25 protein-coding genes are annotated in these 24,678 nt (G+C 48.0%); 11 read left to right on the top strand and 14 right to left on the bottom strand.

Going from position 1 to position 24,678, the window contains the following annotated elements:
* Positions 1-99: 99 nt before the first annotated feature.
* Together AC0VXX_RS14490 and AC0VXX_RS14485 are read right to left on the bottom strand one after the other, a co-directional pair.
* Positions 100-312, bottom strand: a complete 213-nt coding sequence (locus AC0VXX_RS14490) for a SlyX family protein (RefSeq protein ID WP_110457257.1) — start codon at positions 310-312, stop codon at positions 100-102.
* A 9-nt stretch (positions 313-321) separates the two neighbouring features.
* Positions 322-1,278, bottom strand: coding sequence for a WD40 repeat domain-containing protein (locus AC0VXX_RS14485; protein WP_475514818.1), 957 nt, complete (start codon positions 1,276-1,278; stop codon positions 322-324).
* Positions 1,279-1,490: 212 nt separating this feature from the next.
* Between AC0VXX_RS14485 and fkpA the strand changes: the two genes are divergently transcribed.
* Together fkpA and AC0VXX_RS14475 are read left to right on the top strand one after the other, a co-directional pair.
* Positions 1,491-2,252, top strand: coding sequence for an FKBP-type peptidyl-prolyl cis-trans isomerase (fkpA, locus tag AC0VXX_RS14480; protein ID WP_475514817.1), 762 nt, complete (start codon positions 1,491-1,493; stop codon positions 2,250-2,252).
* Positions 2,253-2,471: 219 nt separating this feature from the next.
* On the top strand, positions 2,472-2,846 hold the full coding sequence (locus tag AC0VXX_RS14475; RefSeq protein ID WP_475514816.1) for a YacL family protein: 375 nt from the start codon (positions 2,472-2,474) through the stop codon (positions 2,844-2,846).
* A 145-nt stretch (positions 2,847-2,991) separates the two neighbouring features.
* Here the strand turns inward: AC0VXX_RS14475 and AC0VXX_RS14470 are convergent, their stop codons facing one another.
* Positions 2,992-3,621, bottom strand: a complete 630-nt coding sequence (locus AC0VXX_RS14470; protein ID WP_475514815.1) for a response regulator — start codon at positions 3,619-3,621, stop codon at positions 2,992-2,994.
* A 41-nt stretch (positions 3,622-3,662) separates the two neighbouring features.
* Positions 3,663-5,363 (bottom strand): nitrate/nitrite two-component system sensor histidine kinase NarQ, encoded by a 1,701-nt coding sequence (gene narQ, locus AC0VXX_RS14465; RefSeq protein ID WP_475514814.1) that lies wholly within the window; start codon positions 5,361-5,363, stop codon positions 3,663-3,665.
* Positions 5,364-5,609: 246 nt separating this feature from the next.
* Here narQ and nrfA point away from each other — a divergent pair, with 246 nt between their 5' ends.
* Positions 5,610-7,010 carry an ammonia-forming nitrite reductase cytochrome c552 subunit gene (gene nrfA, locus AC0VXX_RS14460; protein ID WP_475514813.1) on the top strand — a complete coding sequence of 467 codons (1,401 nt, stop codon included), beginning with the start codon at positions 5,610-5,612 and terminating at the stop codon, positions 7,008-7,010.
* A 165-nt stretch (positions 7,011-7,175) separates the two neighbouring features.
* Here the strand turns inward: nrfA and AC0VXX_RS14455 are convergent, their stop codons facing one another.
* Entirely contained in the window at positions 7,176-7,718 is a 543-nt protein-coding gene (locus AC0VXX_RS14455) for a hydrolase (protein WP_475514812.1), read from the bottom strand.
* A gap of 251 nt (positions 7,719-7,969) precedes the next feature.
* Here AC0VXX_RS14455 and AC0VXX_RS14450 point away from each other — a divergent pair, with 251 nt between their 5' ends.
* From AC0VXX_RS14450 to AC0VXX_RS14440, 3 genes are all read left to right on the top strand, one after another.
* Positions 7,970-8,308, top strand: a complete 339-nt coding sequence (locus tag AC0VXX_RS14450; protein WP_475514811.1) for a P-II family nitrogen regulator — start codon at positions 7,970-7,972, stop codon at positions 8,306-8,308.
* A 12-nt stretch (positions 8,309-8,320) separates the two neighbouring features.
* Complete coding sequence (locus AC0VXX_RS14445; RefSeq protein ID WP_475514810.1) at positions 8,321-9,571, top strand: ammonium transporter; 1,251 nt, start codon at positions 8,321-8,323, stop codon at positions 9,569-9,571.
* A 226-nt stretch (positions 9,572-9,797) separates the two neighbouring features.
* Entirely contained in the window at positions 9,798-10,148 is a 351-nt protein-coding gene (locus tag AC0VXX_RS14440) for a hypothetical protein (protein ID WP_475514809.1), read from the top strand.
* Positions 10,149-10,283: 135 nt separating this feature from the next.
* Here AC0VXX_RS14440 and AC0VXX_RS14435 read toward each other — a convergent pair whose 3' ends face one another.
* The 3 genes from AC0VXX_RS14435 to nfsB form a co-directional block, all read right to left on the bottom strand.
* Positions 10,284-10,946 carry a thiol:disulfide interchange protein DsbA/DsbL gene (locus AC0VXX_RS14435; RefSeq protein ID WP_475514808.1) on the bottom strand — a complete coding sequence of 221 codons (663 nt, stop codon included), beginning with the start codon at positions 10,944-10,946 and terminating at the stop codon, positions 10,284-10,286.
* A 150-nt stretch (positions 10,947-11,096) separates the two neighbouring features.
* Positions 11,097-11,768 (bottom strand): DNA-J related domain-containing protein, encoded by a 672-nt coding sequence (locus AC0VXX_RS14430; RefSeq protein ID WP_475514807.1) that lies wholly within the window; start codon positions 11,766-11,768, stop codon positions 11,097-11,099.
* Positions 11,769-11,874: 106 nt separating this feature from the next.
* The gene (gene nfsB / locus AC0VXX_RS14425; protein WP_475514806.1) at positions 11,875-12,528 is read right to left on the bottom strand and encodes an oxygen-insensitive NAD(P)H nitroreductase; all 654 of its coding nucleotides are present in this window, start codon (positions 12,526-12,528) and stop codon (positions 11,875-11,877) included.
* A gap of 246 nt (positions 12,529-12,774) precedes the next feature.
* Between nfsB and AC0VXX_RS14420 the strand changes: the two genes are divergently transcribed.
* Positions 12,775-13,815, top strand: coding sequence for an endonuclease/exonuclease/phosphatase family protein (locus tag AC0VXX_RS14420; protein ID WP_475514805.1), 1,041 nt, complete (start codon positions 12,775-12,777; stop codon positions 13,813-13,815).
* A gap of 90 nt (positions 13,816-13,905) precedes the next feature.
* On the top strand, positions 13,906-14,829 hold the full coding sequence (locus AC0VXX_RS14415) for a hypothetical protein (RefSeq protein ID WP_475514804.1): 924 nt from the start codon (positions 13,906-13,908) through the stop codon (positions 14,827-14,829).
* A gap of 34 nt (positions 14,830-14,863) precedes the next feature.
* Here AC0VXX_RS14415 and AC0VXX_RS14410 read toward each other — a convergent pair whose 3' ends face one another.
* Both AC0VXX_RS14410 and AC0VXX_RS14405 read right to left on the bottom strand, forming a co-directional pair.
* Positions 14,864-15,781: a DMT family transporter gene (locus AC0VXX_RS14410; RefSeq protein WP_475514803.1), complete on the bottom strand. Its 918-nt coding sequence runs from the start codon at positions 15,779-15,781 to the stop codon at positions 14,864-14,866.
* A gap of 291 nt (positions 15,782-16,072) precedes the next feature.
* Complete coding sequence (locus AC0VXX_RS14405) at positions 16,073-16,315, bottom strand: ribosome alternative rescue factor ArfA (protein ID WP_475514802.1); 243 nt, start codon at positions 16,313-16,315, stop codon at positions 16,073-16,075.
* 334 nt (positions 16,316-16,649) lie between these two features.
* Between AC0VXX_RS14405 and AC0VXX_RS14400 the strand changes: the two genes are divergently transcribed.
* Positions 16,650-17,123, top strand: a complete 474-nt coding sequence (locus tag AC0VXX_RS14400) for a hypothetical protein (RefSeq protein WP_475514801.1) — start codon at positions 16,650-16,652, stop codon at positions 17,121-17,123.
* 186 nt (positions 17,124-17,309) lie between these two features.
* Positions 17,310-17,828, top strand: coding sequence for a hypothetical protein (locus AC0VXX_RS14395; protein ID WP_475514800.1), 519 nt, complete (start codon positions 17,310-17,312; stop codon positions 17,826-17,828).
* 19 nt (positions 17,829-17,847) lie between these two features.
* On the opposite strand, the gene rbsK is transcribed toward AC0VXX_RS14395, so the two are convergent.
* Both rbsK and rihA read right to left on the bottom strand, forming a co-directional pair.
* Positions 17,848-18,774: a ribokinase gene (gene rbsK, locus AC0VXX_RS14390; RefSeq protein ID WP_475514799.1), complete on the bottom strand. Its 927-nt coding sequence runs from the start codon at positions 18,772-18,774 to the stop codon at positions 17,848-17,850.
* Between the two features lie 68 nt (positions 18,775-18,842).
* Positions 18,843-19,847 carry a pyrimidine-specific ribonucleoside hydrolase RihA gene (gene rihA / locus AC0VXX_RS14385; protein WP_475514798.1) on the bottom strand — a complete coding sequence of 335 codons (1,005 nt, stop codon included), beginning with the start codon at positions 19,845-19,847 and terminating at the stop codon, positions 18,843-18,845.
* Between the two features lie 480 nt (positions 19,848-20,327).
* Here rihA and AC0VXX_RS14380 point away from each other — a divergent pair, with 480 nt between their 5' ends.
* Positions 20,328-21,710, top strand: coding sequence for a Na+/H+ antiporter NhaC family protein (locus AC0VXX_RS14380; RefSeq protein WP_475514797.1), 1,383 nt, complete (start codon positions 20,328-20,330; stop codon positions 21,708-21,710).
* A 106-nt stretch (positions 21,711-21,816) separates the two neighbouring features.
* On the opposite strand, the gene nhaD is transcribed toward AC0VXX_RS14380, so the two are convergent.
* Together nhaD and AC0VXX_RS14370 are read right to left on the bottom strand one after the other, a co-directional pair.
* Positions 21,817-23,256: a sodium:proton antiporter NhaD gene (gene nhaD, locus AC0VXX_RS14375; protein WP_475517045.1), complete on the bottom strand. Its 1,440-nt coding sequence runs from the start codon at positions 23,254-23,256 to the stop codon at positions 21,817-21,819.
* 444 nt (positions 23,257-23,700) lie between these two features.
* A complete protein-coding gene (locus AC0VXX_RS14370) occupies positions 23,701-24,570 on the bottom strand; it encodes a pirin family protein (protein WP_475517044.1) in 870 nt (289 codons plus the stop codon).
* Positions 24,571-24,678: the final 108 nt, after the last annotated feature.

Genomic DNA, 24,678 nt, shown 5'->3' with positions numbered 1-24,678 from the left:
ATGTATAGGGTTAACAGCATGTCAGTCTCGCTCCCTTGCGCTAGAGTCTATCGCGATAACTTACCGGAGTGGCGGGTAATCGCCACTCAGAGCATCGATTTAGTAGTGCGGTGGCGGCGTTTCATCCGCGGGATTAGCCATATTACTTGGCTCAGATTGCTGCACCTTATCGACCAGTATACGCAGCTTTTCCTGCTGTTCATCGACAATGGCATTAAGCTTAATGACCTGTTGGTCCAGTGCTTCGATAGTACTCTCTTGAAACGCAAGTTTCATTTCAAGTTCTTCAATTCGTTGTTCTAGTGGCACCAATAATTTCCTCTATAAGGGCGGCATAGGCCAAGTTTCCAGTAGACCATTGCTACTAATGCTACTGACCTGATGATGGTTATCTTCAGCTACTGAGTATACAACGGCTCCTTTGATTTGGGCATGCTCTGTGCGACTGACTCGCCAATTAACCAGCATTTTTCCATCTAAAACTCGCCAGACACTCACTTCTCTAGCCGGAGTGCCCGTTAGTAACTTGCTGTTGTCACGAGTAAAGCGTGCACTGGAAAAATTATGAGTACGTCGATGAATATTGAGTTGGCTGTGTTGGCTGCCATCTTGGGTGTTCCAAATGATGGCTTGATTGGTGCTGTCGGAGGCAAAAGCCAGCTCACCTTGCTGACTTAAGCTGACATTAATCACCCGGCTGGGCAGCGACCAAGTATGTATCGGTTGGCCTGTTGTCGCATGCCAGAGGATCACTTGGTTATCATTGGCTCCCGAGAGGGCAAGTTCTCCATTACGTGAGATGGCCACGCTGTTGACTTTTTCACTGTGGCCCAGAAATTTGATTAATCGATTTTGGCTCGGCGCCAATGACATCACGCTACCATCGGTGAGGCCGATTAACAGGGCTCCACTATCGGCGATCGCTACAGTTTGCCCGCTAGCAGGTAAGGACCACCATCCGAGCGAGCGACCATCTTCGATGCTCCACAGCGCCACAGAGTCGCGACTCAGTGAAGCGGCGTATTGCTGATTGGTAGAAATAGCGGTGTCGATGGCTTGGCTTTTTTGCTCACCGTGAAACCAGCGATACTTCTGGGTGTGCGTGGTTAAATCCCACAATTGTAAATCGCTATTGGCGGTGCTGATCAACAGGTAGCGCGCCTCGTCAGACAGGGTAGCGCTATAACTGGGTTGGCTGATAATGACGGTTGTTTCAGGCTGTGGTTGGCAGGCGGTGATAAATAATGCACAAATTAGCAGCACAGTGAAACTTTTCATGAACTTGCTCCGCAATATATTGTCTTTAGCTCAAGGCGATTACATTGACGCTGCCTGTCACGGCGCAGCCACTTAGGGCTAACGGATCACAGTGATGGGGCTGGCTTAACATCAATAATGTAATTGGTATATGTTAATTAACTAGTATAAAGTGGTTCGTCTTAGAAAAGTAAGGTTATTGTAACCACAAGAAAATGCTGAGGAAGCTTTTAATGAAGTCGATTTACAAAATTTCACTGGTCGCGCTAGCAGTGGTTGGTTTAACCGCTTGTAACCAAGAGCAACAATCAACAACCGCCGCTGAAGTTAAATTAGACACTGTGCAGCAAAAGCAAGCATACAGTGTTGGTGCTTCTATTGGTAAATACATGTCAGGTCATATTAAAGAGCAAGAAGAGCTAGGCTTACCTGTTGACCGTAGCCTCATCATCACAGGGTTCAGCAATGGTTTGAACGATGAGCTTAAGTTGACCGAAGAAGAGATGCAAACCGTATTGCAAAGTTTAGACGAAACCTTAAATGAGAAGCGTCAGGCACAGGCGACCGCTATGGCTGAAAAAGCCTTGGCAGAAAGTGCGGCATTCTTAGCAGAAAACAAGGCTAAAGAAGGCGTGACGACCACAGACTCAGGCCTGCAATATGAAGTGTTAGTCGCAGGCAGTGGTGATATGCCAGCAGCTGAAGATACTGTTGAGGTGCACTATGTGGGCACATTGATTGACGGTACCGAATTTGACAGCTCTGTTGCTCGCGGTGAACCCGCTAAGTTTCCACTAAACCGTGTTATCCCAGGTTGGACCGAGGGTGTTCAATTAATGCCTGTTGGTGCCAAGTACAAGTTTGTTATTCCTGCCGAATTGGCTTATGGCAATCGTGACACTGGTACTATTCCAGCTAATTCAACGCTGATTTTTGAAGTTGAATTACTCTCTATCGAAAAAGCCGCTGCAGCGGCAGAAGCCAGCGAAAAGTAGTCGCTGACTCGATATAGTACAAAGGGCGCTTAGCGCCCTTTTTTGTGGCTATAATTTGCCTTACGTAGCAGTGAGCAGTATTTAGGTTGGGCTTGAAACTGACTGAAACGTTGGTTTTGTCAACAAGCGGCGCAGACGAGGCAAGATAACAGCGCATTGCGCTTAGGCTTGGGGTAGAATTTATCATTGAGAGTGGCATAACAATTTTAGGGTTTAGTGATGGAATATGAATTTCGCCGCAATACATTAACGGGTACCTTAGTGGCTAATTTCACCATGGATCATGAGATCATGGGGCTGTGGTTTGTCGATGAGCTGGGCGAAGACAATTTGCTGTATGAGCAAATAAAACAAGTGATTTTGCAGTTGCAGCAAGGCACGCTCAGTGAAAAGCGTATCCTGGGTAAAGCGATATCAATCGACTTAGACACCGAGCAAGTGCGGGTCTTTGCGAATGTGTTAGAGATGGAAGATGACTATGAGCTCGATGAGTCCATGTCACTTTATAATGGTGAGTCTGAGGCGTTTTGTGGTTTAGAAGATTTTGAGCAAGCCTTAGCCAGCTGGCGTACCTTTATTCACGAGAGCCGCTAATCTAAGGCGGGGCGAGTCATCCACGGCGCATCCCATTGCTATTGATAATTTAGCCATGATTTAAGCTTAACCATGGCTACGCTCAACTAAATTATGATTGCGCGTAACTGGGTTAAGCCTAAACAAGACTCACGTTTCATTAAGCTTAGTGATTGAGGTAGCGCACAGCCATCTCGGTGCGTGATTTTGCATCGGCCTTACGTAGCAGGTTTTTGACATGCACTTTTACCGTACCTTCACTGATATGCAGTTGCTCTGCAATCACTCTATTGCTTTTACCTTCGGCTAGCTGCTGTAAAATCTGTAACTCTCGTGGTGTCAGGCTACTTATCCATTCTTGCTCATCTTGTCCCTCTTGCAGGGGCTGTAAATAGGTTTCTACTGAGGCAGAAAGTACTTGTTGTCCCGACATCGCCTGCTTCAGTTGCTCGAGCAGCAGATCGGGCTCGGTGTCTTTTAATAGATAACCGTCGGCTCCGGCGCGGATCAGGCGCACTACATCTTGTTTGGCATCAGAGACGGTTAAAATCACGATGCGGCTAGTGATCTCCTCTTGACGCAAGGCATTGAGGGTATCAAGCCCAGTCATCCCTTTCATATTGAGGTCGAGCAATACGATATCAGGCTCGTTGTCGGCCACTAACGCCAGTGCATCTAAGCCGCTACCTGCTTCCCCAAATAGGGTGAAATCGGCATCGGAAGCGATCAGCTGACAGATGCCTCGACGTAATAAAGGGTGATCATCGACAACTAATACGGAATAGGGCTTACCCATGGTTTTGTCTCCAGGCGTTGTATGCCGTTATTGCAGCCAAGTTATTCTGGCTCTGTCTTAGGTGGAAATTGTAGCGTGACCGTGGTGCCGCCTTGAGTGTTACCGCTGAACTCTAGCACACCCGATAATCGACTGGCGCGTTCATGCATGATCCCTATACCAAAATGTTGATCCCGCTCTGTTAATTTATCGACACCGACACCATCATCACTAATGCTTATCACTACTTTGTCGCCTTGGGCAGTGCAATCGATATGGATATGGCTCGCTTGGGCATGTTTAATGGCATTGAGCGTAGCTTCTCGAGTGAGCTGTAATACGTGAATATGTTGATAGACACCTAATAGCTGCATTGGTAGCTGGTAGTTGAGGCTGATTTTAGCCTCTGATTGGCTGCGCAGCTGCGCTAACATCGCCTCCATGGCGTTATGTAGATTAGGGTCATTGATGGTTAAGCGGAAGGTCGATAATAGCTCTCGTAGTTGCACGTAGGCGGTATTGACGCCTTCATTAATCTCACTTAATTGGCTGTCAACTTGTGGGCTACGGCAATCGGTATCGAGGCTTTTTGATAACAAATTGACCTGAATTTTTAGAAAGGCCAACAGTTGCCCGAGTGAGTCATGCAACTCCCGGGCAATAACGGCGCGCTCCTCCATCAGGGCCAGTTGTTGACGTTGCTCACCAGTATTGTGAATCACAATAGAGCGCGCCAGCATGATGGCAAAATTGTCAAATAGTGCGTAATTAATCTCGCTATCGCTGCGTACTTCTAAATGGCCCAGTTCGTTATCGGCAAACTTGAGGGCAAAGCGGGTGGTCTCTGGTGCTGCCAGTGACCACCCGCCATCGGCTTCGATACACAGCGGCGCTTCGCCCTCTTGGGCGATCACTAATCGCAAGTTGGTATTTGGCTCATGGGCCTTGAGCTGATCTAAGGCCTGCTTAAGGGTGCTTACCTCCAGCGTGCCTGAGTGCAACATGACCAGGTTGTCGTACAAGAGTTTCAACTCATTGTTGGCGCGAGTGAGCGCTAAGGTTTTTTGTTTGACCTGATTTTCGAGGTTAGCATAGAGCGAAGATAACTCTTTGGCTGTGCTGGCCAGTGCATTACTCAGGGCATTAAGTTCAACATATTCACTCTGCGGCACGGCAACATTAAAGTCGCCTTTAGAGATGGTGTTAGCCGATTCCATTAATTGATGCAGTGGCTTTACCACTTTACGTTGAGTAAAACGCACCGCAAAAAATGCGATTAATAACATCAGGCTTAAGCCGATAATTTGGCTTGCGGCCAGCAGGCGTAATTTAAAGGCGGCGTGTTTTTCGGTTTCCAGTACCAGCAAATCTATGGTGTCGACAAAATCACTGAGTGCGGCGGCATATTGGCGTGAATTTTCGGTTTCGATAAAACGTTTCATCACCTGCCACTTTTGGATAACCAGTTGGTATTGCTCACCCAAGGCAGCAGGACTTATCCAACTTAGGGAGCGTTTTAACGCATCTGAATAGAGGGTGGCTTCAAACTCGGCCACTTTCTCATCGGCATCTTCACTGCCAGAGTTAGCATAAAACATCAGCCGATAGCTTTGCATTCGTAGCGAGCCGGAGGCGTTAATCGCCCGCGCATCGCCTAAGCTGTAGGCTAAATTGGCAATAGCAAAGGTGGCCAAGCCGCTCGACAGTAAAATAAAGGTCAGCATAAGTGCAAAAATGGTGGCGGTGAGACTGCCTTTTTTCATCAGGGAACCGTCGCTTAAAATCGAAGAAGAGGATGACTAGTAAGGCGAGTATTATTAATGAGTCATCAGCATAAAAGTTAACATATTGGCTAAAGTGTGAGATACAACACATTTACATTATGATCTAGCTCAAGATTCATCCCAGTTACCCCATAAGAGGTATATTTAAAAATCAGCTTAAAGGCTAACTTTGGCCATGGAGATATTGTGGTTATTGCAGATAACTATGAATAATACGGAGATGAGATGGTGAAAAATTTAACAAAAAAAACCTTTGCGCTAAGCGCGTTAGTTGCAGCGAGCTTAATGACAAGTGGCGTGATGGCCAGTGACAAAACTGAGCCACGTAATGAAGTGTATAAAGACAAATTTGCGAAGCAATATAACAGCTGGCATGAGACCGCTGAAAGCAAAGATGTTGTCGATATGTTAGAGCAAGTGCCCGGTTTAGTGGTATTGTGGGCGGGTTATGGCTTTGCCAAAGATTACAATGCACCTCGTGGTCATATGTATGCGGTAACCGATGTGCGTAATACCTTACGTACTGGTGCCCCTAAGTCTGCTGAAGATGGTCCAATGCCGATGGCGTGTTGGTCATGTAAGAGCCCTGATGTGCCTCGTATGATTGAAGAGCAAGGCGAAGATGGCTATTTCGCCGGTAAGTGGTACAAAGGTGGTGCAGAGATAGTCAATACTATCGGTTGTTCCGATTGTCATGAGAAAGGCTCGGCTAAGTTACGCCTGTCTCGTCCGTTTGCCGAACGAGCCATGAACACCCTAGGCACCCCGTTCGATAAAGCGTCTAAAAAAGATAAGCAATCTATGGTGTGTGGTCAGTGCCACGTAGAGTACTACTTCGAAAAAACACAAGATCGCAAAGGCTTTGTTAAGTTCCCATGGGATATGGGCACCACAGTTGAGCAGATGGAAGTCTACTACGATAGTATGGACTTTACCGATTGGACCCATGCCCTATCGAAAACTCCTATGCTTAAAGCCCAGCACCCAGGTTATGAAACTTGGCAGCTTGGTGTACACGGCAAAAACAATGTGACCTGTACCGATTGTCACATGCCTAAGGTTACCAATGCCGAAGGCCGTAAGTTTACCGACCATAAAGTGGGTAATCCATTTGATCGCTTCGAAGAAACCTGTGGCACCTGTCATAGCCAAAGCAAAGAGTTCATGGTTAACCTAACCGAAGAACGTAAAGTGAAAGTGGCCGATTTAAAGGCGCGTGCTGAAGCTCAGTTGGTTAGAGCTCACTTTGAAGCCAAAGCGGCGTGGGACGCTGGTGCTAGCGAGACTGAAATGAAGCCTATCTTAATGGATATCCGTCATTCACAGTGGCGCTGGGATTATGCCACAGCCTCTCATGGGGTGGCGGCTCATGCACCGGATGAAGCCTTACGTGTATTAGGTACCGCAGTTGATAAAGCCGCCGATGCCCGTATTAAACTGGCACAGTTATTAGCGGTGAAAGGGGTTAAGCAGCCGATTGCGATCCCTGATGTATCGACTAAAGCCAAAGCCCAAGCGGCGCTCGGTATGGACATGAAAAAGATGAACGCCGACAAGGAAGAGTTCAAGAAAACCGTACTGCCTAAGTGGGACGCCGAAGCTAAGCAGCGTGAAGCAACGTACTAAGCAAGTGATATAGCCAAGCCGTGAGTGAGCCTTTGCGTCAGTAAGCCAGTAGTGCTTCTCTAACGGTTTGTTTTAAGTCATCACACTAAAAAGCCCTGGTATTTAACCAGGGCTTTTTGTCATATTCTGCCCGTTGCCGAGATAGGCCTGTCCCTTGAGTACAAACTATTTAATCATCTTTAGTAGGGCCCTAAAGCGCTCGCCGCTGGCTTCGCGCTGCAGTTCAAACAGTAAAGACTCACAGTTGGTCACCTTCGCGCCATACTGAGTCATCATCTGAATGCCCAGCTGCTTATTTTCAGCACTGCGTGACGATACCGCATCGGCAACAACGTTCACCTGATAACCATTATCGAGCAGACTGCGACAGGTTTGATAGACACAGATATGGGTTTCAATGCCCGCCATCAGCACTTGTTTGCGCTTGGTGCCTTCCATTGCGTGGCGAAAGGCCTCGGTATACCAAGCACTAAAATGGGCTTTGGCGATTGGCTGGTGGTGCGGGGCCAGCAGGGCCTGTAATGCTGGACTCGTGGTGCCGAGTTTCTCGGGTAGCTGCTCTAGCCAGACAATGGGGATGTCAAACAGCTCTGCCGCTTTGATCAAGGTGGTCAGCTTGTGCTCTAAGGTATCGGCTTGATGCATCATCTGGGCAAGCTTGCCCTGCACATCGACAATCAATAACACACACTCCTGTGGTTCTAACATAGTCATCTCCTCCCATGGTTGGTTTTCTATCATACCTAGGATAACGCCATAACCAATCGGTCATAAGTCGAATAGGCGGGTGCTTGTTTTTTGTGCATCGATACGGTGCACGCACCAAAACGGTGCAATAGTGGCCGGGTAATCTCTGGGTGTAAAAAATAAGTTTCTGATTGTTAAGGTTTTGTATTGTTGGCCTGATGATTGAATTGTCTCTTGCATTACCACATTACAATCACGAGCCGGAGGCTGGAATGAAACTAATCAGTGCAATTATCAAACCCTTTAAATTGGATGATGTGCGAGAAGCCATCGCAGGGATGGGGATAGAGGGCATGACAGTCACCGAGGTGAAAGGATTTGGGCGCCAAAAAGGCCATACCGAACTCTATCGCGGCGCTGAATATCAAGTCGATTTTTTACCTAAGGTTAGACTCGATATCGCCACTAAGTCCGAAAATGTTGAACACTTGATTGAATCTATCGTGGCGGCAGCGCGAACGGGCAAGATAGGTGATGGCAAAATTTTTGTGACAGATTTAGATCAGGTTATCCGTATTCGTACGGGCGAACTCGATAACGAAGCACTGTAAGGGGATAAGACAATGGAAGAACTAAAGGCATTAGGTACCACGGTGACCGAGTTGCGATTCGCACTAGACACATTTTACTTTTTAATTTCAGGTGCACTGGTGATGTGGATGGCGGCAGGGTTTGCCATGCTAGAAGCGGGTTTGGTGCGCTCTAAAAACACCACTGAGATATTAACCAAAAACGTCTGTTTGTACTCCATCGCCTGCATCATGTACTTAATTGTGGGTTACAACATTATGTACGTCGATAACACCGAAGGCGGCTGGCTGCCCTCGTTAGGCGCACTGATTGGCTCACAAGCGGGCGATGCCGACCATGCTTTAGAATCGGATTTCTTCTTCCAAGTGGTGTTTGTGGCGACAGCCATGTCTATCGTCTCGGGAGCGGTCGCTGAGCGGATGAAGCTTTGGTCTTTTTTACTCTTCTCTGTGGTGATGACGGCGGTTATCTATCCCATCGAAGGTTACTGGACATGGGGCGGTGGCTTCCTGTCTGAAGCGGGCTTTGTCGACTTTGCTGGCAGCGGTATTGTGCATATGGCTGGCGCGACAGCAGCTATTTCTGGGGTGTTACTGCTCGGTGCACGTAAAGGCAAGTATGGCCCTAACGGTCAGGTAAACCCGATCCCTGGGTCTAACTTACCCATGGCAACCTTAGGTATGTTTGTGTTGTGGATGGGCTGGTTTGGTTTTAATGGCGGCTCGCAGTTATTGGTATCGGACATGGAGAACGCCTCGGCTGTGGCCAAGATTTTTGTTAACACCAACTCGGCTGCCGCGAGCGGTGCCATCGCAGCGCTCATTGTGTGTAAGATGGTGTGGGGTAAGGCTGATTTAACCATGATCCTCAATGGCGCCTTGGCTGGTCTCGTCGCCATCACTGCCGATCCGTTATCGCCTTCATTGCTATTAGCTGGTGGTATCGGTCTGTTTGCCGGTGGCATAGTGGTCTTCTCTATTGTGATGTTTGATCGCATTAAGATAGACGATCCTGTGGGCGCAATCTCGGTGCACGGTGTGGCTGGATTATTTGGTTTACTCTTGGTGCCGCTATCGAATGCCGATGCGACCATAACAGGGCAGTTACTTGGGGCGGCAGTGATTTTCGCTTGGGTATTTACTAGCTCATTTGTGGTCTGGTACGTACTCAAAGTGACTATGGGGATCCGAGTCACTGAAGAGGAAGAGTACAATGGCATGGATGCATCTGACTGTGGTATCGATGCTTATCCTGAGTTTGTCTCGCTCAAGAGTGCCAACTAATCTCGATCATGCAGGCGCTTAGCTAATGTTAAGCGCTGAGTGTAAGTAAATCATGATGATAGCTAACATCGTTTAAGTGGTCGTCATCGTTGGCGTACAAGATGATATTTACGGGGCCATTGCAGTAGTGCAGTGGCCTCGCTTTTATGTATGATGTGGACACACTCTAGGCGTCTATTGCGCCATACTGTCTATGGCCAATGGCGAGTTAATTGCGAGGAAGACCATGAACATTGTGCGAGTCAGTCTCTGCAGCCTCTACATCAGTCTGCTCTCTATCGGTGGTTTGTCTATCAGTAACAGCTTTGCTGGCGAGGTGGTGGTGCGTAAGTCCAGTGAGCCTTTCGATGCATTTGCGGTGCGAGACCAAGTGTTGCAAGACCATCAATGGCGAGAGGCGCTGCGAATGCAGCAACAGCTCATTATTTTACGCGCCTTGCCACTGGGCTGCGTACTGGTGCCAACGCCTTATCGCTACTTTCATTGTGGTGCCCATTTCTATCGGCCTTATCGTGATGGTGAATCCAATGATGAGCTTTATATTGAGATTGACCCACCTGAAGCCAGTCAACATTAATATTTAGTTATCCTTTGGTGCGGTAAAAGAGGACTGGTTTAGGCTCAATGATATGGAGTCGTTATCTGAGTGTGCCTGAGCGCAAAAAAGGCTTCCGAAGAAGCCTTTTTTAGAGGAAATTCATTAAGCTAAAGCTTATTTGTGTTCAACCGCCAGATAGTTAATAAGGTCAATCAACTCACCTAGGGTACGTACTTGGCCTAAATTGACCGCATATTTATCATTAACGATAAAGGTCGGTACGCTTTGAATGCGAAACTCACGTTGCTGCGCACGCCACAGGTTAATTTTATCGGTCACCGCTTGGCTATCGGCAAGGCTATCATAGTTGCTGACGTCGATGCCGTTGGCGCTAAACACCTTTTTGATATCATCACGGGTATTGATTTCTGGCTTGTCGTGAGCGCTGTGATCATGGTCATGGCTGTGACCGTTGGCACCTTCTTCACCTTGAATGGCGGCAAACATAGCGTGGATCATCTTGTCTTCAACGTTAAGCTCTTGGATAACCGCCAGAGAGCGCATCACTTCGGTGCCAATATCGCTATTCATAAAGTCTACATGCTTACTGTCGAAGCTGACGCCAGGTTTAAGGTTCGCCTTGATGTCGCCTAGGTACTGGGTTTCCATATTGAAACAGTTATGGCAGTAAAAAGAGTAAAACTCGGTTAACTTTGGCTCGGTGCTTGGTGCCTTGTCTGATACGACAGTGAAATGCTTACCTTCGATAAACTGTGCGGCAAAACTGCTTAATGGAGCAATGGCTAGAGTCAGTGCTAATGCGATATGTTTGATCATAGTGTCCTCAAATGACAGCGTGCTGCTTAATAGTAATTAACATAAAAAATGTAATATTTTTAGCATAATAGTTAAAGCTTAAGTATGACTTAACGGCGCTTAAGAAACAGTGCCCACAATGTGACTTAGCTTGTATATTGAAGCGGCGTTTTACCACTTTTCACGTAAAGTTTGCCAAGCCTCACAAACTTGTCGAAATTTGGCGACATCGCCACCTTGACGATCCGGATGCCATTGCAGGGCTAAGCGACGCCATTGTTTGCGTATCATCTTACTGGTGGCGTTGTCATCGAGCTCGAATACGCTTAAGGCTTGGCGCTTGTGCATTGCGTTGGGGTTGGCGCCAATATATTGCTCATAGCGATGCCAAAATGATTCGAGTATCTGCTGGATCACATTGGCACTGGTGTCATAGTTGTGCCAATCCATGTAGTAATCACGCAGTGAGTCGTCTTCACATAATTGCTGGTTGAGATCGCTTGGCACTCGCCTAAATATTTGGATTTGCATCGATTTCACCTGCAGCCAGCTGTCAGGCAGTAACATCTGTTGCAGTTGAAACAGGGCATTCATGAGTAGGAAGTTTTGTTTAAACAGGGCTTTTTGTGGGTCGCTGTCGAGATCTTGCATCAGGCCCTGTTGTTGCAATTTGGCCGCGAGATGATGCACTTTCCAGCTGTGTGGCGTGCTTTGCAGTAGTGAGAGCAACGGCCAGATAAGCGGATTATCACCTTTAATCGAAGCGGTCGTTGCCACAGCGTGCTTGGCTTCAGAATTAGCATCGAGTGAGGCTGGGTCTTGGGGGTGTTTCGCTAGCAACATAGGGATCATCCATAACCAATGATAATTTTTACTATGGCAATAGCAAAGATGGAACGCAAGCCTTTAATGGCGCGCCCATTATGTGCAGGCGCGCCATGGCTCAGGCTTAAATCTCGGTGAACAGTTCACTTAACGGTAAGCGTGACTTAGGCAGCTTAGCGTTAAAGTCCTCTTCGCTGTGATGGCCAAGTGCGACCACTACCGAAGCGCAATAACCTTGGGCTGGTAAGTCCAGCAGTTGGTTAAGTTTAGTCACATTAAACCCTTCGATCGGGCAGGCGTCGATATCGAGTAAACTGGCGCCAAGCAGCAGGGTGCCTAGCGATAGATACACCTGCTTTTCCATCCAATGCTGGGCATCTTTGAGTTCGACTCTGTGCATATTGGCAAAAAAGGAGCGCCCAGCATGTTGCCCTTGCTTGGCCTCGTCGTTAGCAAAGCGGCCATCGCTCGCTTCTTGCTCCAGTAGCCTTTGCAAGTGCGCTTCATCCATACTTGTTTTGGTGCACAGCACTAATACATGAGACGCATTGAGGATTTTCTCTGTGTTAAAACCAAAATCACTGGTGGCTTGGGCAATGGTCGCCTTGCCTTGCTCGCTGGCGGCTAACACAAAGTGCCAAGGTTGCGAGTTGGTCGACGATGGGCTGAGTCTGAGCAACTGTTTTAACTCATCAATTTTCTCATCGGCGATCTTTTTAGTGGGGTCAAACACCTTAGTGGTATAGCGTTTGTTGGCAAAAAAACTGATTGGCTGCATGCAGGTTATCCTATGTGCGAGCAATGAACGATGTGGCGATTCTACGCCAGTCACCATTCAATGAACATGGTGTAAAATCACAAATATTGGCAAAATTATATTGATGATAGGCATCATATGTAACGCATGGCTGAGTGTCATCGATGGGCTGATTGGCAGCTTGTCGATAAGCGCTGAAAGTGTGGTTCACTTTTTGTCATGTTATGCTGCCAGCTTATGAATCGTTATTTAGGTTAAGAGGTATTTTTGTCTACTGAATCTGCAGCTCAATCGCAGCTAAAAATAGCCAGTTTTAATCTGTTCAATTTTATTGCGCCGCCAGATGCCTATTACGATTTCAATAACATCTATACCGAGCAGCAATGGCAGCAAAAGTGTGACTGGATAACGGCTTATGTTAATCAATACCGTCCCGATGTGATTGGTTTTCAAGAGGTGTTTTCAACTGATGCGTTAAAGGCGTTGTTAAACGCTGCCGGGTATCCCTATTTTGCTGTGGTCGATACCCCAGAGGTTGAAGATGAGTTTATCTATCGCAGCCCTGTGGTGGCCTTGGCCTCTAAATACCCGATAAGCGCCATTCATGCCTGTAGTGCCGCCCCTGAATTTGCTTCATTATTGGGGCTCAGCGCCGAATTTGCATTCAGTCGCACACCGGTGCGGGCGACTGTGGTGCTGCCTGATCTGGGGCCATGCGATTGTTATGTGGTGCATTTTAAATCTAAACGCGGCCAGTTCAGTGTGGAACAAGCTCAAGAGCTGCTTGGTGTTGCCCCGAGTGCGATGCAAGCCAGTTTTGCCATCGAGGCTGCAGCCAAATGGAGCGCCGCTATCGTGCGCGGGAGCGAGGCGAGCCTGCTGCGTTATGCGATTGCCGAGCGGCGCGCCGTCACGGCTTACCCGGTGATCTTGATGGGTGATTTTAACGATACCTTGCATAGCGGCGTGCTATCGAGCCTGGTCAGCACGGATACCCGCTTAATTGCCAGTTATGGCGAGCAGGGCTTTGACGATTACCGCTTGCACGATGCCTATCAGTTATTTGAGCAATCCCATTACAGCGTGACAGCCGTTGCGCGGCCTGCCACTCACTACCATTTAACCCAAGGGGCGGTGATAGATTACATCTTACTGTCTAATGAGTTTGACCCCCATAACGATCAATGCCTGGCAGAAGTTGAGCACTACCACACCTATGATAGGCACTTGCTTAACCCTGAGTATGCCCGCGACAGTCATAGCACAGATCATGCACCTGTCATGATCACCTTAAAGATCAGGCAGTAAACTCGTTTGTCATCTTACAGGTTATAGGATAGTTTGAGCCTATTGACTGGGGCATAATGCTGGCGCATGGCGAGATAAAGGATACAGAGAATGCTTGACGCTATTTGTCGTATGGATAAGTTATCGCAAACCGTCTATTCGGTATTTCAGTTTCAACGCCTCGATGAGGCGGAGGTTGAACGCTTGCGTCAGCACCTATATTGCCCTGCCTGTGCTGGTAAGGCGTATTTTCGTAAAGCCTCTAAAGATGGTAAAGCGGCCTGCTTTGGCTCGCGTTATCATCAACTAGATTGCCGCGAATTTAAGCCCAGCGCCAGCCGCCAACGTGAAGAGCAAGATGCCAGCGAGGTTAACCAGCTTATTGTCGACAGCGATGCGCTGCGAATCGACTTCTCGAAACGCGCATCAAGTCATAGCACTAAGGCAAAAACCGCAGCAACGCAAGCAACGCCAGCGACGGCAGAGAACCGGGTTTCTGAGCCAGCAGCACCAATGCCCCAAACGGCTCATTCGCCCATCACATCACCAGTTCAAAAGAGTACGCCAACGCCCAATGAGGCTAGCGCATCCACGCCCGATAAACGCATCGCCCGCGAAGGGTTAGAGAAACTGTTACACAGTTTATTGCGTGGCAGCGAGCTGGCCAGCTCAGATTTGTGGGTGTATACCGATGACAAGTATCGTTGGCGCGCTAAAAATCTGTTTGTTAATTTTAGTCAGGCTAGCCCCACAGACAATGGGGCGCCGCGTATGTATTGGGGCACGATTTCTCATACCGATAAGGCGATGCTCTGGCTTAACCCTGCCGACTGTAAAGATGTAGGGATCCCAATGGATGGTTTTAAAGAGGAATTACAACAGCGTTTTGCTATTGAACATCGCCGCGATCTCGAAGGGGCTGGGATCATCTTATTTGGTAAGTGCTTTTGGAATAAAGATAAAACCCGCAAGATCATTCAGCTATGGAATCGCGATATCAGCCGAATGCACATCTCGCTCGCCGAAGAGGAATGATTATACGAGCCTGGCCTATGTTGCATTCATAGGGTTACTGGCCTATGCGACCGAGTCGACGCCTTAGTCTATCGCCAAATTGGTATAAGCCCAGTCCGCCGAGCACCAAGCCCGCACCTATCACCAGTGCTTCGGTTATCGCCTCTCCATTGAGTTGTGCCCCCAAGGCCATGGCAAAGACCGGGGTGATAAGTGTTACTAATGCCACAGTGCTGGCGTTTAGGTGCTGCAAAATATAAAAGTAAGCCACAAAGCCGATAAGTGAACCAAAAACCCCCAAATAAGCTATGGCCGCGATGGAACGCACCGACCAAGTATCGATAGGTAAGCTGGCATCAAAGAGTAACCAAGCCAGCGCAAATAATGGCGTGGAAAAAAGCAAGGCTCCCACGGTACTCGCAATGGGATGAATGGCAATGTGGACGGTTTTAATTAATACGCCGCTAAGGCTAAATAACAACACGGCACATAAGATAAGACTTAGGCCAATCCAGCTGTCACTGCCTAGTGCCAATTTAGCCGAGCACACCACTCCTAAGCCCGTAAATGCCAGCAGTAATGCCAGTATACGCATGGGGCCAAACTTGGGTTCGTTCAGCAGCTTCTGTGCCAACAGCCCAGAGATCAATGGCGACAAGCCAAATATTAACGACATGGTGCCCGAAGGCAGATAACGAGCGGCAAAATAACTGAGTAACATGCCGCCAACGATACCGATAGCAGAAAAACCATAGAGCTTAAAGGCGATGCGATTCCAAGGGAGACGGATCTTAGTCATCATAATAATCAGCAAGCCAAGCACCAAAGCGATTAGCATGCGCAGTAAGACTGCCATGGTCGGATGAACCGACTCGCTGCTCCATACAATACCAAGAGGCGTAGTTGACCAGATAAGCACTACCGCTAAAAATGATATTGGTACAAGTTTAGGTAAAACGGCTTGAGATGACATGGTGAACAACGCCCTATGACGATGATTAAGCAATCGCTGATAAAGGCCGATTTTGACTGAGTTGCGCCGATATTGCTATTAAGGAATATCGCCACTGGCAAAATAATGATGATAACAAGGTGACTTAGCCCCGTTTGTGGTAAAAGTTTGTTATAACCGTTTGTTATTAAATGGTAATAACAAATCTGACGGTGTTTACGCTAGCAACTTAATCATTTAGACGGGGTGTAATGGCGAGTTGGTGCTCGGTATAGCAGATAAGGCGGGTGGCAGTGCAGCCCTTATTTTATCCTAGGTATTTGCTGATGCTGATGAACTCATAGGAATAAACAGGCTTAAAAAGTCAAAAAGGGCAACGCCCCTTAGCATTTGCCCTTTTTGTTGTTTGCGGTTGTATGATCCTTTGCCTTTTTTAGGCTTCTCAGTGCGCATTCTAAATAACTCACTGGTGACGATAGCTTTTAAGGCGTTGTCTTTGATGACGCCACGGCCACTATCATGGGGTATCGTGCGTCGATGATTTTTTTTACTCATCTTGTCTCCTCTTTATCCTAATGAGCGATTCAAAACTGAATCCGATTAGCGGTTGTCAGTACTGAATAACACTATCGCTTAACGCGCTCTCATCAAGCAGCAACAGCTCTTGCTACCTAAGAGTGGCGCTCAGCCTGCGCATATTTGCGTCTTGGCTAAGCTGCGCAATATTACGCCTATTTTTTAGATAAAGTAAAGCCCATTTCTAGCGATTTTTAGTCATTATTTTTATCACTTGAGTGGCGTCTGTGGCGCTGGTTCGCCGCGGCGCTACACTTAGACTGTTGAGCGTGTCAGGCAGGCTTGATATTGACCCATTATTTAAGGAGTGAATATGATAAAAATTAATGGATTTATAGGTTTAGTTTTTTTGCTGTTTACCCTGCTGGGGGGCTTAATGTTAACGCAGGCCAATGCTGAAGGACTGGCGCCGCCGTCCAGTGGTGCCCAGCAGATGGCGGGTGCCAAGGGGGTGTTTGCCTTCACCCCAGCCGACTGGCAAGCAGGCGAAACCACTTGGTGGCTCGACTCCGATGGGGTGGCGCCTGGTGTGGCGGGTTGTCATATCGGCATTGATGAGGGTGGCAATGCCAATGGGCGTATGTTTGGCGAAGCCTGCCTAACAGATGTGGTATTGGTGGAGTCAAACCCAGGTAAAGGGGTGGTTCATGCTCACAGTAACGATACTGGCCACCCCGATCAGTTTGATTGCCTAAAGTGGTGTAAGGCGAGCGGCAGTAACACTGGTCGCTGCGAGATCGCCAGTGCGCCACCGTGTGAGCAATCAGCGAGATGTGTCTGCCAATAATCTAGCACTTACCGCTGAATTTGCCTGCGGTGACATATGAATAGCGGCCACAGCAGTACAACTGACTTACGGCCCATTGGTAGGGCTTTTAGCTTAATTATGACTAAATTAATTCTCGCTTAAATAAAGGCTCGTATAGTGTGTAGCAGTTTCACCAATTGGCACTTATCGAGGGGGTAGTGATTTATGAATAACGTATTGAATCTAGTGCTTGCTGTATCGGCGTTGTCACTATCGGCCTGCGGGTTTGTGGGCGATGATAAGGCGCAAATTGAGCAAGCATGGTTAGCGCAAGATCAGCAATTAAAAACCGTAGTAGAGCAGATCCGCGCTCAAGGTATTGAAACTGTTGCTCAAGGTGCGGCGGCTGGTTCGGTAGCACAGTGCGTGGCGAGCCAGCTGTCAAAGGATCCACTGGGTCAGTTAGTGAGCGTCGAAGGAGCGCTGGTGGAGCAGGCGAAAATAGCTGAGTTAATGACACAGTTACAAGCTGCTATGGAGCAAGAGGTGAGTTTTTCGCAGCTATTTGATCTGTTGCAGCAAGGGGCCGACTTAGCCGCTTATGCATCGGCATTGGTTGACCAGCAAGGACTAGAGCAGGCATTGCAAACGGTAGAGCAGTTGGCACGCTCGGGCGGTGAATTTGCCACCCAAGATTTAGGTGCGCATTTTCAGCAGTTGCTACAGGAGTGCCAACAAGGCTAACTCATCGTTATTTCTAAGTTCATGGTGCTAAGGGATCGATTTCTAATTCATGGCGATAAGGGATCGATCGCTGCGCGCCGGGTCGCGTGACTGCGATGGCTGCGGCTCGGTGGGCAAATTTCACCGCCGCATCTATGGTATACCCTTCACTTAATGCCACCATTAAGGCGCCATTAAAGGTGTCACCAGCTGCCACTGTGTCGATAGCATCGACCTCACAGCCAGGCAGTAAGCCACAAAATTCATCACTGCTAATGTAGGCTCCTTGTTTACCTAAGGTGATGATCACTGTTTTCAGCCCTAATTGGTGCATCAATTGCGCGGCCAGTTTGGCGCTGGCACCATCGGTGACTTCTATGCCGGTTATTGCCTCTGCCTCGGTTTCATTTGGGGTAATAATATCCACTAATTGAAACAACTCTTTGCTTATCGTTCTTGCAGGGGCTGGGTTTAGTATGGTGCAGCAGCCTTGATATTTGGCTAGCTTTAGAGCATTTAATACGCTGAGTACTGGGGTTTCTAACTGCACCAATAACCAATCGGCGGCCTCGATAAGCGGCTTATGGCGTAATAGGGCGTCAGGGGTGAGTGTGGCATTAGCCCCTGGTGAGACACCAATCATGTTTTCACCATTTTTATCGATAAAAATCATTGCATTACCTGTTGAGGCTTTTGCTATTTGGTGCACCCCATCGGGATGGATACCATCGCTGAGCCAAGCATTACAGAGTTGCTGCCCCGCCACATCCTCTCCCACATGGCAGATAAAATCGACCCGAGTGCCAGGCTGAGCAAGGCGGGCGCTGGCCACGGCTTGATTAGCGCCTTTGCCACCATATTCGAGGCGATAATCACGGCTCATTAAGGTTTGTCCAGACTCGGGCAGGAAATCGAAATTCATCACATGGTCAACATTGGCGCTGCCTAAGATAAGGAGTCTGGTCATGATTATTGTCCTAATAATGAGTGGTTTTTCTAATAAAAAGGGGCGTAGGCCCCTTTAATATGAGTGACCTATTGATTGTACGCGGTTAAACATTCCACGATAAGGTCGACAAAGCCTTGTCGGTCCATATCAAATAGTACGGTGGCATTGGCGGGCTTACCAGTTAACTGGTAGCGGTCGACGACCGTCATGCCCTGAGTGTACTCACCTTTGGTTTCCACACCTACCCAACATTCTTGGGCGCTAAACAGTTCAGGTTTTAGCAACCAAGCGATGGTGCAGGGATCATGTAGCGGTGCACCGATAAAGCCCCACTTAGGATCTCTGTGATAGATCATAAAGAAGTCGAGTAACTCGGCAACACATTGCGCCACTGGATTAGGTATTTGACGAATACGCTCAACATCTTCATCCATGATCTGGGCTTTATGGGTTACATCTAGCCCACACATGGTGATGGGGATGCCTGACTTAAACACCATATCGGCGGCTTCTGGGTCAACAAAAATATTAAACTCGGCAGCTGGGGTCCAGTTACCGACACCCGCAGCACCGCCCATCAATACGATACGTTCAATCTTGCTGTGCAGCTCAGGGTAGTTAGCCAAAAACAGGGCAATATTGGTTAGTGGTCCCGATGGAATGAAGGTCACAGGATCTTTGCTTTGGCGGACTTTTTCGGCCATCAACTCAAGGGCGTTTTGCTCAAGGGCGGCAAAGCTAGGCTCGGGCAGTTGTGGGCCATCGAGACCACTTTCACCGTGCACGTTGTCGGCAATAATTAGCTCTCGTGCTAATGGCTTAATGGCGCCGCCTGCAACGGGGATGTCTGAACGATTAAGCAGTGTCAGCATGCGTAGTGCATTGTTAAGGGTTTTATCTGGTGTTTGATTGCCAGCACTGGTGGTCACAGCCAAGGGATTGAGCTGCTCGCTACTGAAGGCTAAAACTAAAGATATGGCATCATCATGGCCGGGATCGCAATCGAGAATGATCGGACGCGCGTTGGCGTTAGGGGTGATGGTTACGGTAGCAATGTCGATAGGGTTTGTTATTGGTTTTGAATGGGTCATTGTCATACTCCTTAGATTGACACCCAGAGGAGAGTAGCATGCCAATAAAACTTGTCACCAACGAAGAGAAGAAATTGTGATTAACCTAAAGCCAACATTATGGCGACATGCTCTGGTTGAATTCACCATAGGCAATATTTAATTATGCATCTTAGCTAAATATGCAACAGCAAAAGACCAATAATCTAAGTGCGAATAACTTTTAGTTATATCTTTTACTTTCAGTAGTTTAAATTATTCCTGTCAGCATGGACGATTATTTTTTTAATCAAATAAGTATTTGTTATTGACTCACCGGCCATAGAGGATTATTTTGCCGCCGATGTTTTAACTAAGGTGCAAAAATGGCATTGACCATCATCTCATGGTTAGTGGTATGTCCATAATAAAGCAGCAATTAAGCGTTGTTGGAATAATAACCAATTTCGCCTAGTGAAATTAGTTTGCCGTATTGGCTCAATTTAAGAAGGACCTTAACGCATGTCTGAAGCGACAGCCTTAAGTCTTATCCCACCTGTGGTGGTTTTGGTGTTAGCTATTTGGTTACGCCGTCCAATTCTCTCATTAATTATCGGGTCTTTAGTGGGGCTGGCGATGTACCAGCCGAGCGATGTACTCAATAATATTTCGACGATCTCCCTTTCTGTGATGGCAGATGAGACCATAGGTTGGTTGATTCTGGTGTGCGGTGGATTTGGTGCCTTAATCAGTTTGCTGGTGAAAACCGGCGGCTCGATGGCATTTGGCCGCCATGCGCTTAAGTTTGCTAAGGAACCGAAGTCATCACTGTTTATGACCTTTATCTTAGGCGTGGTGATTTTTATTGATGATTACCTCAATGCCTTAACGGTTGGCTCGACCATGAAGCGGGTTACCGATAAGTTTAAGGTATCACGTGAGATGCTGGCCTATGTGGTTGACTCAACCGCTGCGCCGATTTGTGTGTTAGTGCCGCTATCGACCTGGGCAGTCTTTTTTGGTGGCTTATTAGTCGACAATGGTGTGGCCAGTGAAGGCCAAGGCATTGCGATTTACATGTCGGCTATTCCATACATGTTGTATGCCTGGCTTGCGGTTGCCATGGTGCTATTGGTGATTTTGGGTATAGTGCCCGCATTTGGGCCGATGAAAAAGGCGCAACTGGCGGCGGCTCAGGGTGAACCTGCGCTAAAACAGACAGATTTTGAAGAGGTGCAAACCTCCGATGATTATGGGGTTAAAGCCATTGAAGAGGAGTTTAAACACGCCGACAACTTAGGTAAGCTGCACAACTTTTTTGTGCCTATCATACTGCTGGTTGCCTTTACCGTGTACTTCGATATTGATGTGCTTAAAGGGTTAATTGCCACTTTAGCGGTGACTTTGCCCTATTACGGCCTGCAACGTTTGATGCCATTGTCTGAGATGATGGACCAGATGATCGACGGTTTTAAGTCGATGCTGCCAGCCATTGGTACTGTTATCGCTGCATTTGTGTTTAAAGATGTGTGTGACAAGATGATGCTGCCACAATATGTGATTGGTAATCTCAGCGCCTTTATGACGCCACAACTCTTGCCTGCCGTGGTGTTTTTAACCATGTCGATATTGGCATTTGCGACGGGCTCAAGCTGGGGAATTTTTGCGGTATCTATTCCTATCGTTATGCCATTAGCACAAGCGGTAGATGCTAATATTCCCTTGGTGATTGGGGCGCTGTTATCGGCTTCCTCTTTTGGTAGCCAAGCGTGTTTCTATTCCGACTCAACGGTACTGGCAGCTCAAGGCTCAGGCTGTAACTTGGTGAGCCATGCGGTCACCCAGTTACCTTACGCGCTTATCGCTGCTGCGCTAACGTTTATAGGCTTCTTATGGTTAGCCTAAGCTAACGGGTTAGCTAAGTCGTTACATCAGCTTAGTCATAAAAGCGGTGTTGGAATCTATCCAGCACCGCTTTTTTATGGGCAATTTTTAGCTTCATTAGTGATGATTAAAACAAGCCTGCGTTTAACCATAGGTGGGTTAAGATGCTGGCCGCATAACCTAAGGCGATAACGGGGGTCCATTTTAAGTGAGCGGTAAAGGTGTAGATACCGCGAGCCTGTCCCATTAAGGCAACTCCTGCGGCACTGCCAATCGATAACAAACTGCCACCGACACCAGCGGTTAAGGTGACAAGCAACCATTGGCCTAAACTCATCTCTGGGTTCATGGTCAATACTGCAAACATCACCGGAATATTATCGATAATGGCCGACAACAAGCCGACGGTAATGTTGGCATAGGTGATGTCCCAGTGCTGATACATAAGCTCTGACACTAAGGCCAAATACCCCATAAAACCGAGGCCGCCAACGCACAACACTACGCCATAAAAGAACAGCAGCGTGTCCCATTCGGCCCTTGCAATACGGGTAAATACATCGAAGGGCACCACGTTACCTAGTTGCTCTAAGCGTTTGAGATTGTTTTCTCGCTCGGCCCGTTCGCGCGCCTTTACCACGGCTTGCTCAAATGTTTTACGCAGATAAAAGCCAAAAAACTGTAACAAGCCCAGGCCGGTCATCATTCCCAGTACGGGGGGAAGCCCCAAAAACGAATGACAGCACACCGCTGTGGCAATGGTCAGCAGAAACAGGCCGACAATACGCCGAGCGCCACGTTTCATGGTGACTTTCTCAACTGCAGCTTGCTCGGTTGTGTTAGCGATAAAAAAGCTCATTATCGCCGCGGGCAACAGATAGTTGACCAGCGAGGGTAAAAATAGCGCAATAAATTGCTCAAACTGCACCACCCCTTTTTGCCATACCATCAAGGTGGTGATATCGCCAAAGGGGCTAAAGGCGCCGCCAGCATTGGCGGCGATCACGATATTGATACAGGCGAGGGTAATAAAGGCACGGTTGTCGCCACCCACTTTCATCACGACCGCGCACATTAAAAGTGCCGTGGTGAGGTTATCGGCGATAGGCGAGATAAAAAATGCCATAAAGCCGGTTAACCAAAATACGCTGCGCAGGCTAAAACCACGGTTGATCATCCATGCGCGCAGTGCATCAAACAGCTTACGCTCCTCCATGGCGTTGATGTAGGTCATGGCTACCAGTAAAAACAGCAATAGTCCGGCATACTCGAGTAGGTTGTGTTTGAAAGCCGCTTCCGACAGTGCTGACATGCCATGGCCCACATAGATAAAGCCGATGATCCCCCAAATCAGCCCAGCTGCGACCAGTACCGGCTTGGACTTACGCAGTTGCAGCGCCTCTTCGCTCATCACTAATAAATAGGCCAAAATAAAAATGGCTAGCGCGACATAGCCACCCAAGGTGGCGGTGAGATCTAAAGTTGAGCCAGCTGAAGCCATAGTGCTGCTGGCCAGTGTGGCAGGGCTAAAGAGTATGGCAAGCAACAGCATGAGCTTAGCTGGCATCGGTGCAAGGTGCAGTTTTAACGCTTGAAATGGGTTCATCGAGAGTGCCCGTGGTTGGCTATTTAATTAAAAATTACCACACATGTCGCCAGATAAAGCTTGATAGAGTGCAAATTTATGCATCTTGGCTGCGGTTAAACTCATTGCTTGGTTGATCTTAGGTTGTAAATCGCAGGGCTGATCTTAGGTTGTAAATCACAGGGCTGTAAATTACAGATCTGTATATACATATACAGGGCGATGCCGGGCTAGCTGATAATCAGTTGCGTTGATTAGAGGGCTTGCTGCTTTAGGGCTTGCATTTTGCAGACTTGAGGGGGGATGGAGTCATCTATTTTGTATGTGATATCAGCGATTAATGATCCCCACAGGGAAAGGTATCACCTTTAAGTAAACCGGTGCGATGGGCTGTCCACCGCACCTGCAGATTTATGGCAATTGCGCTTAGTTACTAGCAATTTCGCCGAAGCGTCCTTGTTGATAATCGGCAATGGCCTGCTCAATTTCGGCTTGGCTGTTCATGACAAATGGTCCCATATGGACGATTTTTTCGCGAATAGGATCGCCGGCAAACACTAAGATTCCCGCCCCTTCATCGCCTGCTTGTAGCGACAATAAGCGTTGGCTATCAACTATTAAATACTGCCCCTGCTGAAAATGCTCTTGCGTATCTTGCTGCGTGCTACTGATACTACCTTGATACAGGTAAAGCCCAGCATATTGGCGATGACTCAAGTCGAGCTGCGCCTGCGCGTTGGGTGCCAGCATTAAATCGGCCACCATCCCTTGGCCAGCCAAACCTTGCACCGGCGCGCTGATGTGAGTGTCCATGTCAGCAAATTGCCAATCACCAGCCAGTGCCCGCAGCGTTGCGCCGTGGGAATTGGTGACTTCTGGATTGTGGGTATCGCTACTGTCACGATAAATTGCCGGACGCATCTTGTCTTTGGCAGGCATATTGAGCCAAATCTGAAAACCATGCAGGCCGTCGTTTGCATCGGCCAGAGGCATTTCAGAATGCACCACTCCACTGCCGGTACTCATCCACTGTACGTCACTGGCACGTATCGCCTTAACATTGCCTAGTTGGTCTCTGTGCTCGAAGCCGCCTTTACGAATATAGGTAAAGGTTTCAATCCCACGGTGGGGGTGAGGTGGGAAGCCGCCGATAAAATCTTGTTTATCATCGGACTTTATTTCATCTAGCATCAAGAACGGGTCAAACTTGGTGCGAGTAAAGTCGGCGACGCGACGAATGTTGACACCGTCACCGTCCATGGCCGGTAAGGCGTTATATTGACTTACTACTTTCATCATCTTCTCCAAATGGGGCGGCCAGTGAACATCACTATTGATGATAGTTGCTGATGTTGGCGATTGTGATCAAATCAGCATGACTGGGTTAACACGGCTTGTGTCAAT

This window comes from Shewanella sp. QJM3NY_23, assembly GCF_056173105.1.
Note: the sequence above shows the minus strand (reverse complement) of the source record. Positions and strands in the feature narration are given on the sequence as shown.

What these genes read in the sequence shown, in the direction of transcription:
- AC0VXX_RS14475 (WP_475514816.1), top strand. Translation starts at nt 2,472, where the DNA reads ATGGAATATGAATTTCGCCGCAATACATTAACGGGTACCTTAGTGGCT.
- AC0VXX_RS14400 (WP_475514801.1), top strand. Translation starts at nt 16,650, where the DNA reads ATGATAAAAATTAATGGATTTATAGGTTTAGTTTTTTTGCTGTTTACC.
- AC0VXX_RS14455 (WP_475514812.1), bottom strand. Translation starts at nt 7,718, where the DNA reads ATGTTAGAACCACAGGAGTGTGTGTTATTGATTGTCGATGTGCAGGGC.
- AC0VXX_RS14415 (WP_475514804.1), top strand. Translation starts at nt 13,906, where the DNA reads ATGCTTGACGCTATTTGTCGTATGGATAAGTTATCGCAAACCGTCTAT.
- AC0VXX_RS14445 (WP_475514810.1), top strand. Translation starts at nt 8,321, where the DNA reads ATGGAAGAACTAAAGGCATTAGGTACCACGGTGACCGAGTTGCGATTC.
- AC0VXX_RS14485 (WP_475514818.1), bottom strand. Translation starts at nt 1,278, where the DNA reads ATGAAAAGTTTCACTGTGCTGCTAATTTGTGCATTATTTATCACCGCC.
- AC0VXX_RS14395 (WP_475514800.1), top strand. Translation starts at nt 17,310, where the DNA reads ATGAATAACGTATTGAATCTAGTGCTTGCTGTATCGGCGTTGTCACTA.
- AC0VXX_RS14440 (WP_475514809.1), top strand. Translation starts at nt 9,798, where the DNA reads ATGAACATTGTGCGAGTCAGTCTCTGCAGCCTCTACATCAGTCTGCTC.
- AC0VXX_RS14450 (WP_475514811.1), top strand. Translation starts at nt 7,970, where the DNA reads ATGAAACTAATCAGTGCAATTATCAAACCCTTTAAATTGGATGATGTG.
- AC0VXX_RS14470 (WP_475514815.1), bottom strand. Translation starts at nt 3,621, where the DNA reads ATGGGTAAGCCCTATTCCGTATTAGTTGTCGATGATCACCCTTTATTA.
- rihA (WP_475514798.1), bottom strand. Translation starts at nt 19,847, where the DNA reads ATGACCCATTCAAAACCAATAACAAACCCTATCGACATTGCTACCGTA.
- nfsB (WP_475514806.1), bottom strand. Translation starts at nt 12,528, where the DNA reads ATGCAGCCAATCAGTTTTTTTGCCAACAAACGCTATACCACTAAGGTG.
- AC0VXX_RS14435 (WP_475514808.1), bottom strand. Translation starts at nt 10,946, where the DNA reads ATGATCAAACATATCGCATTAGCACTGACTCTAGCCATTGCTCCATTA.
- AC0VXX_RS14370 (WP_475517044.1), bottom strand. Translation starts at nt 24,570, where the DNA reads ATGAAAGTAGTAAGTCAATATAACGCCTTACCGGCCATGGACGGTGAC.
- AC0VXX_RS14430 (WP_475514807.1), bottom strand. Translation starts at nt 11,768, where the DNA reads ATGTTGCTAGCGAAACACCCCCAAGACCCAGCCTCACTCGATGCTAAT.
- fkpA (WP_475514817.1), top strand. Translation starts at nt 1,491, where the DNA reads ATGAAGTCGATTTACAAAATTTCACTGGTCGCGCTAGCAGTGGTTGGT.
- rbsK (WP_475514799.1), bottom strand. Translation starts at nt 18,774, where the DNA reads ATGACCAGACTCCTTATCTTAGGCAGCGCCAATGTTGACCATGTGATG.
- AC0VXX_RS14410 (WP_475514803.1), bottom strand. Translation starts at nt 15,781, where the DNA reads ATGTCATCTCAAGCCGTTTTACCTAAACTTGTACCAATATCATTTTTA.
- AC0VXX_RS14380 (WP_475514797.1), top strand. Translation starts at nt 20,328, where the DNA reads ATGTCTGAAGCGACAGCCTTAAGTCTTATCCCACCTGTGGTGGTTTTG.
- nhaD (WP_475517045.1), bottom strand. Translation starts at nt 23,256, where the DNA reads ATGCCAGCTAAGCTCATGCTGTTGCTTGCCATACTCTTTAGCCCTGCC.
- narQ (WP_475514814.1), bottom strand. Translation starts at nt 5,363, where the DNA reads ATGAAAAAAGGCAGTCTCACCGCCACCATTTTTGCACTTATGCTGACC.
- nrfA (WP_475514813.1), top strand. Translation starts at nt 5,610, where the DNA reads ATGGTGAAAAATTTAACAAAAAAAACCTTTGCGCTAAGCGCGTTAGTT.
- AC0VXX_RS14405 (WP_475514802.1), bottom strand. Translation starts at nt 16,315, where the DNA reads ATGAGTAAAAAAAATCATCGACGCACGATACCCCATGATAGTGGCCGT.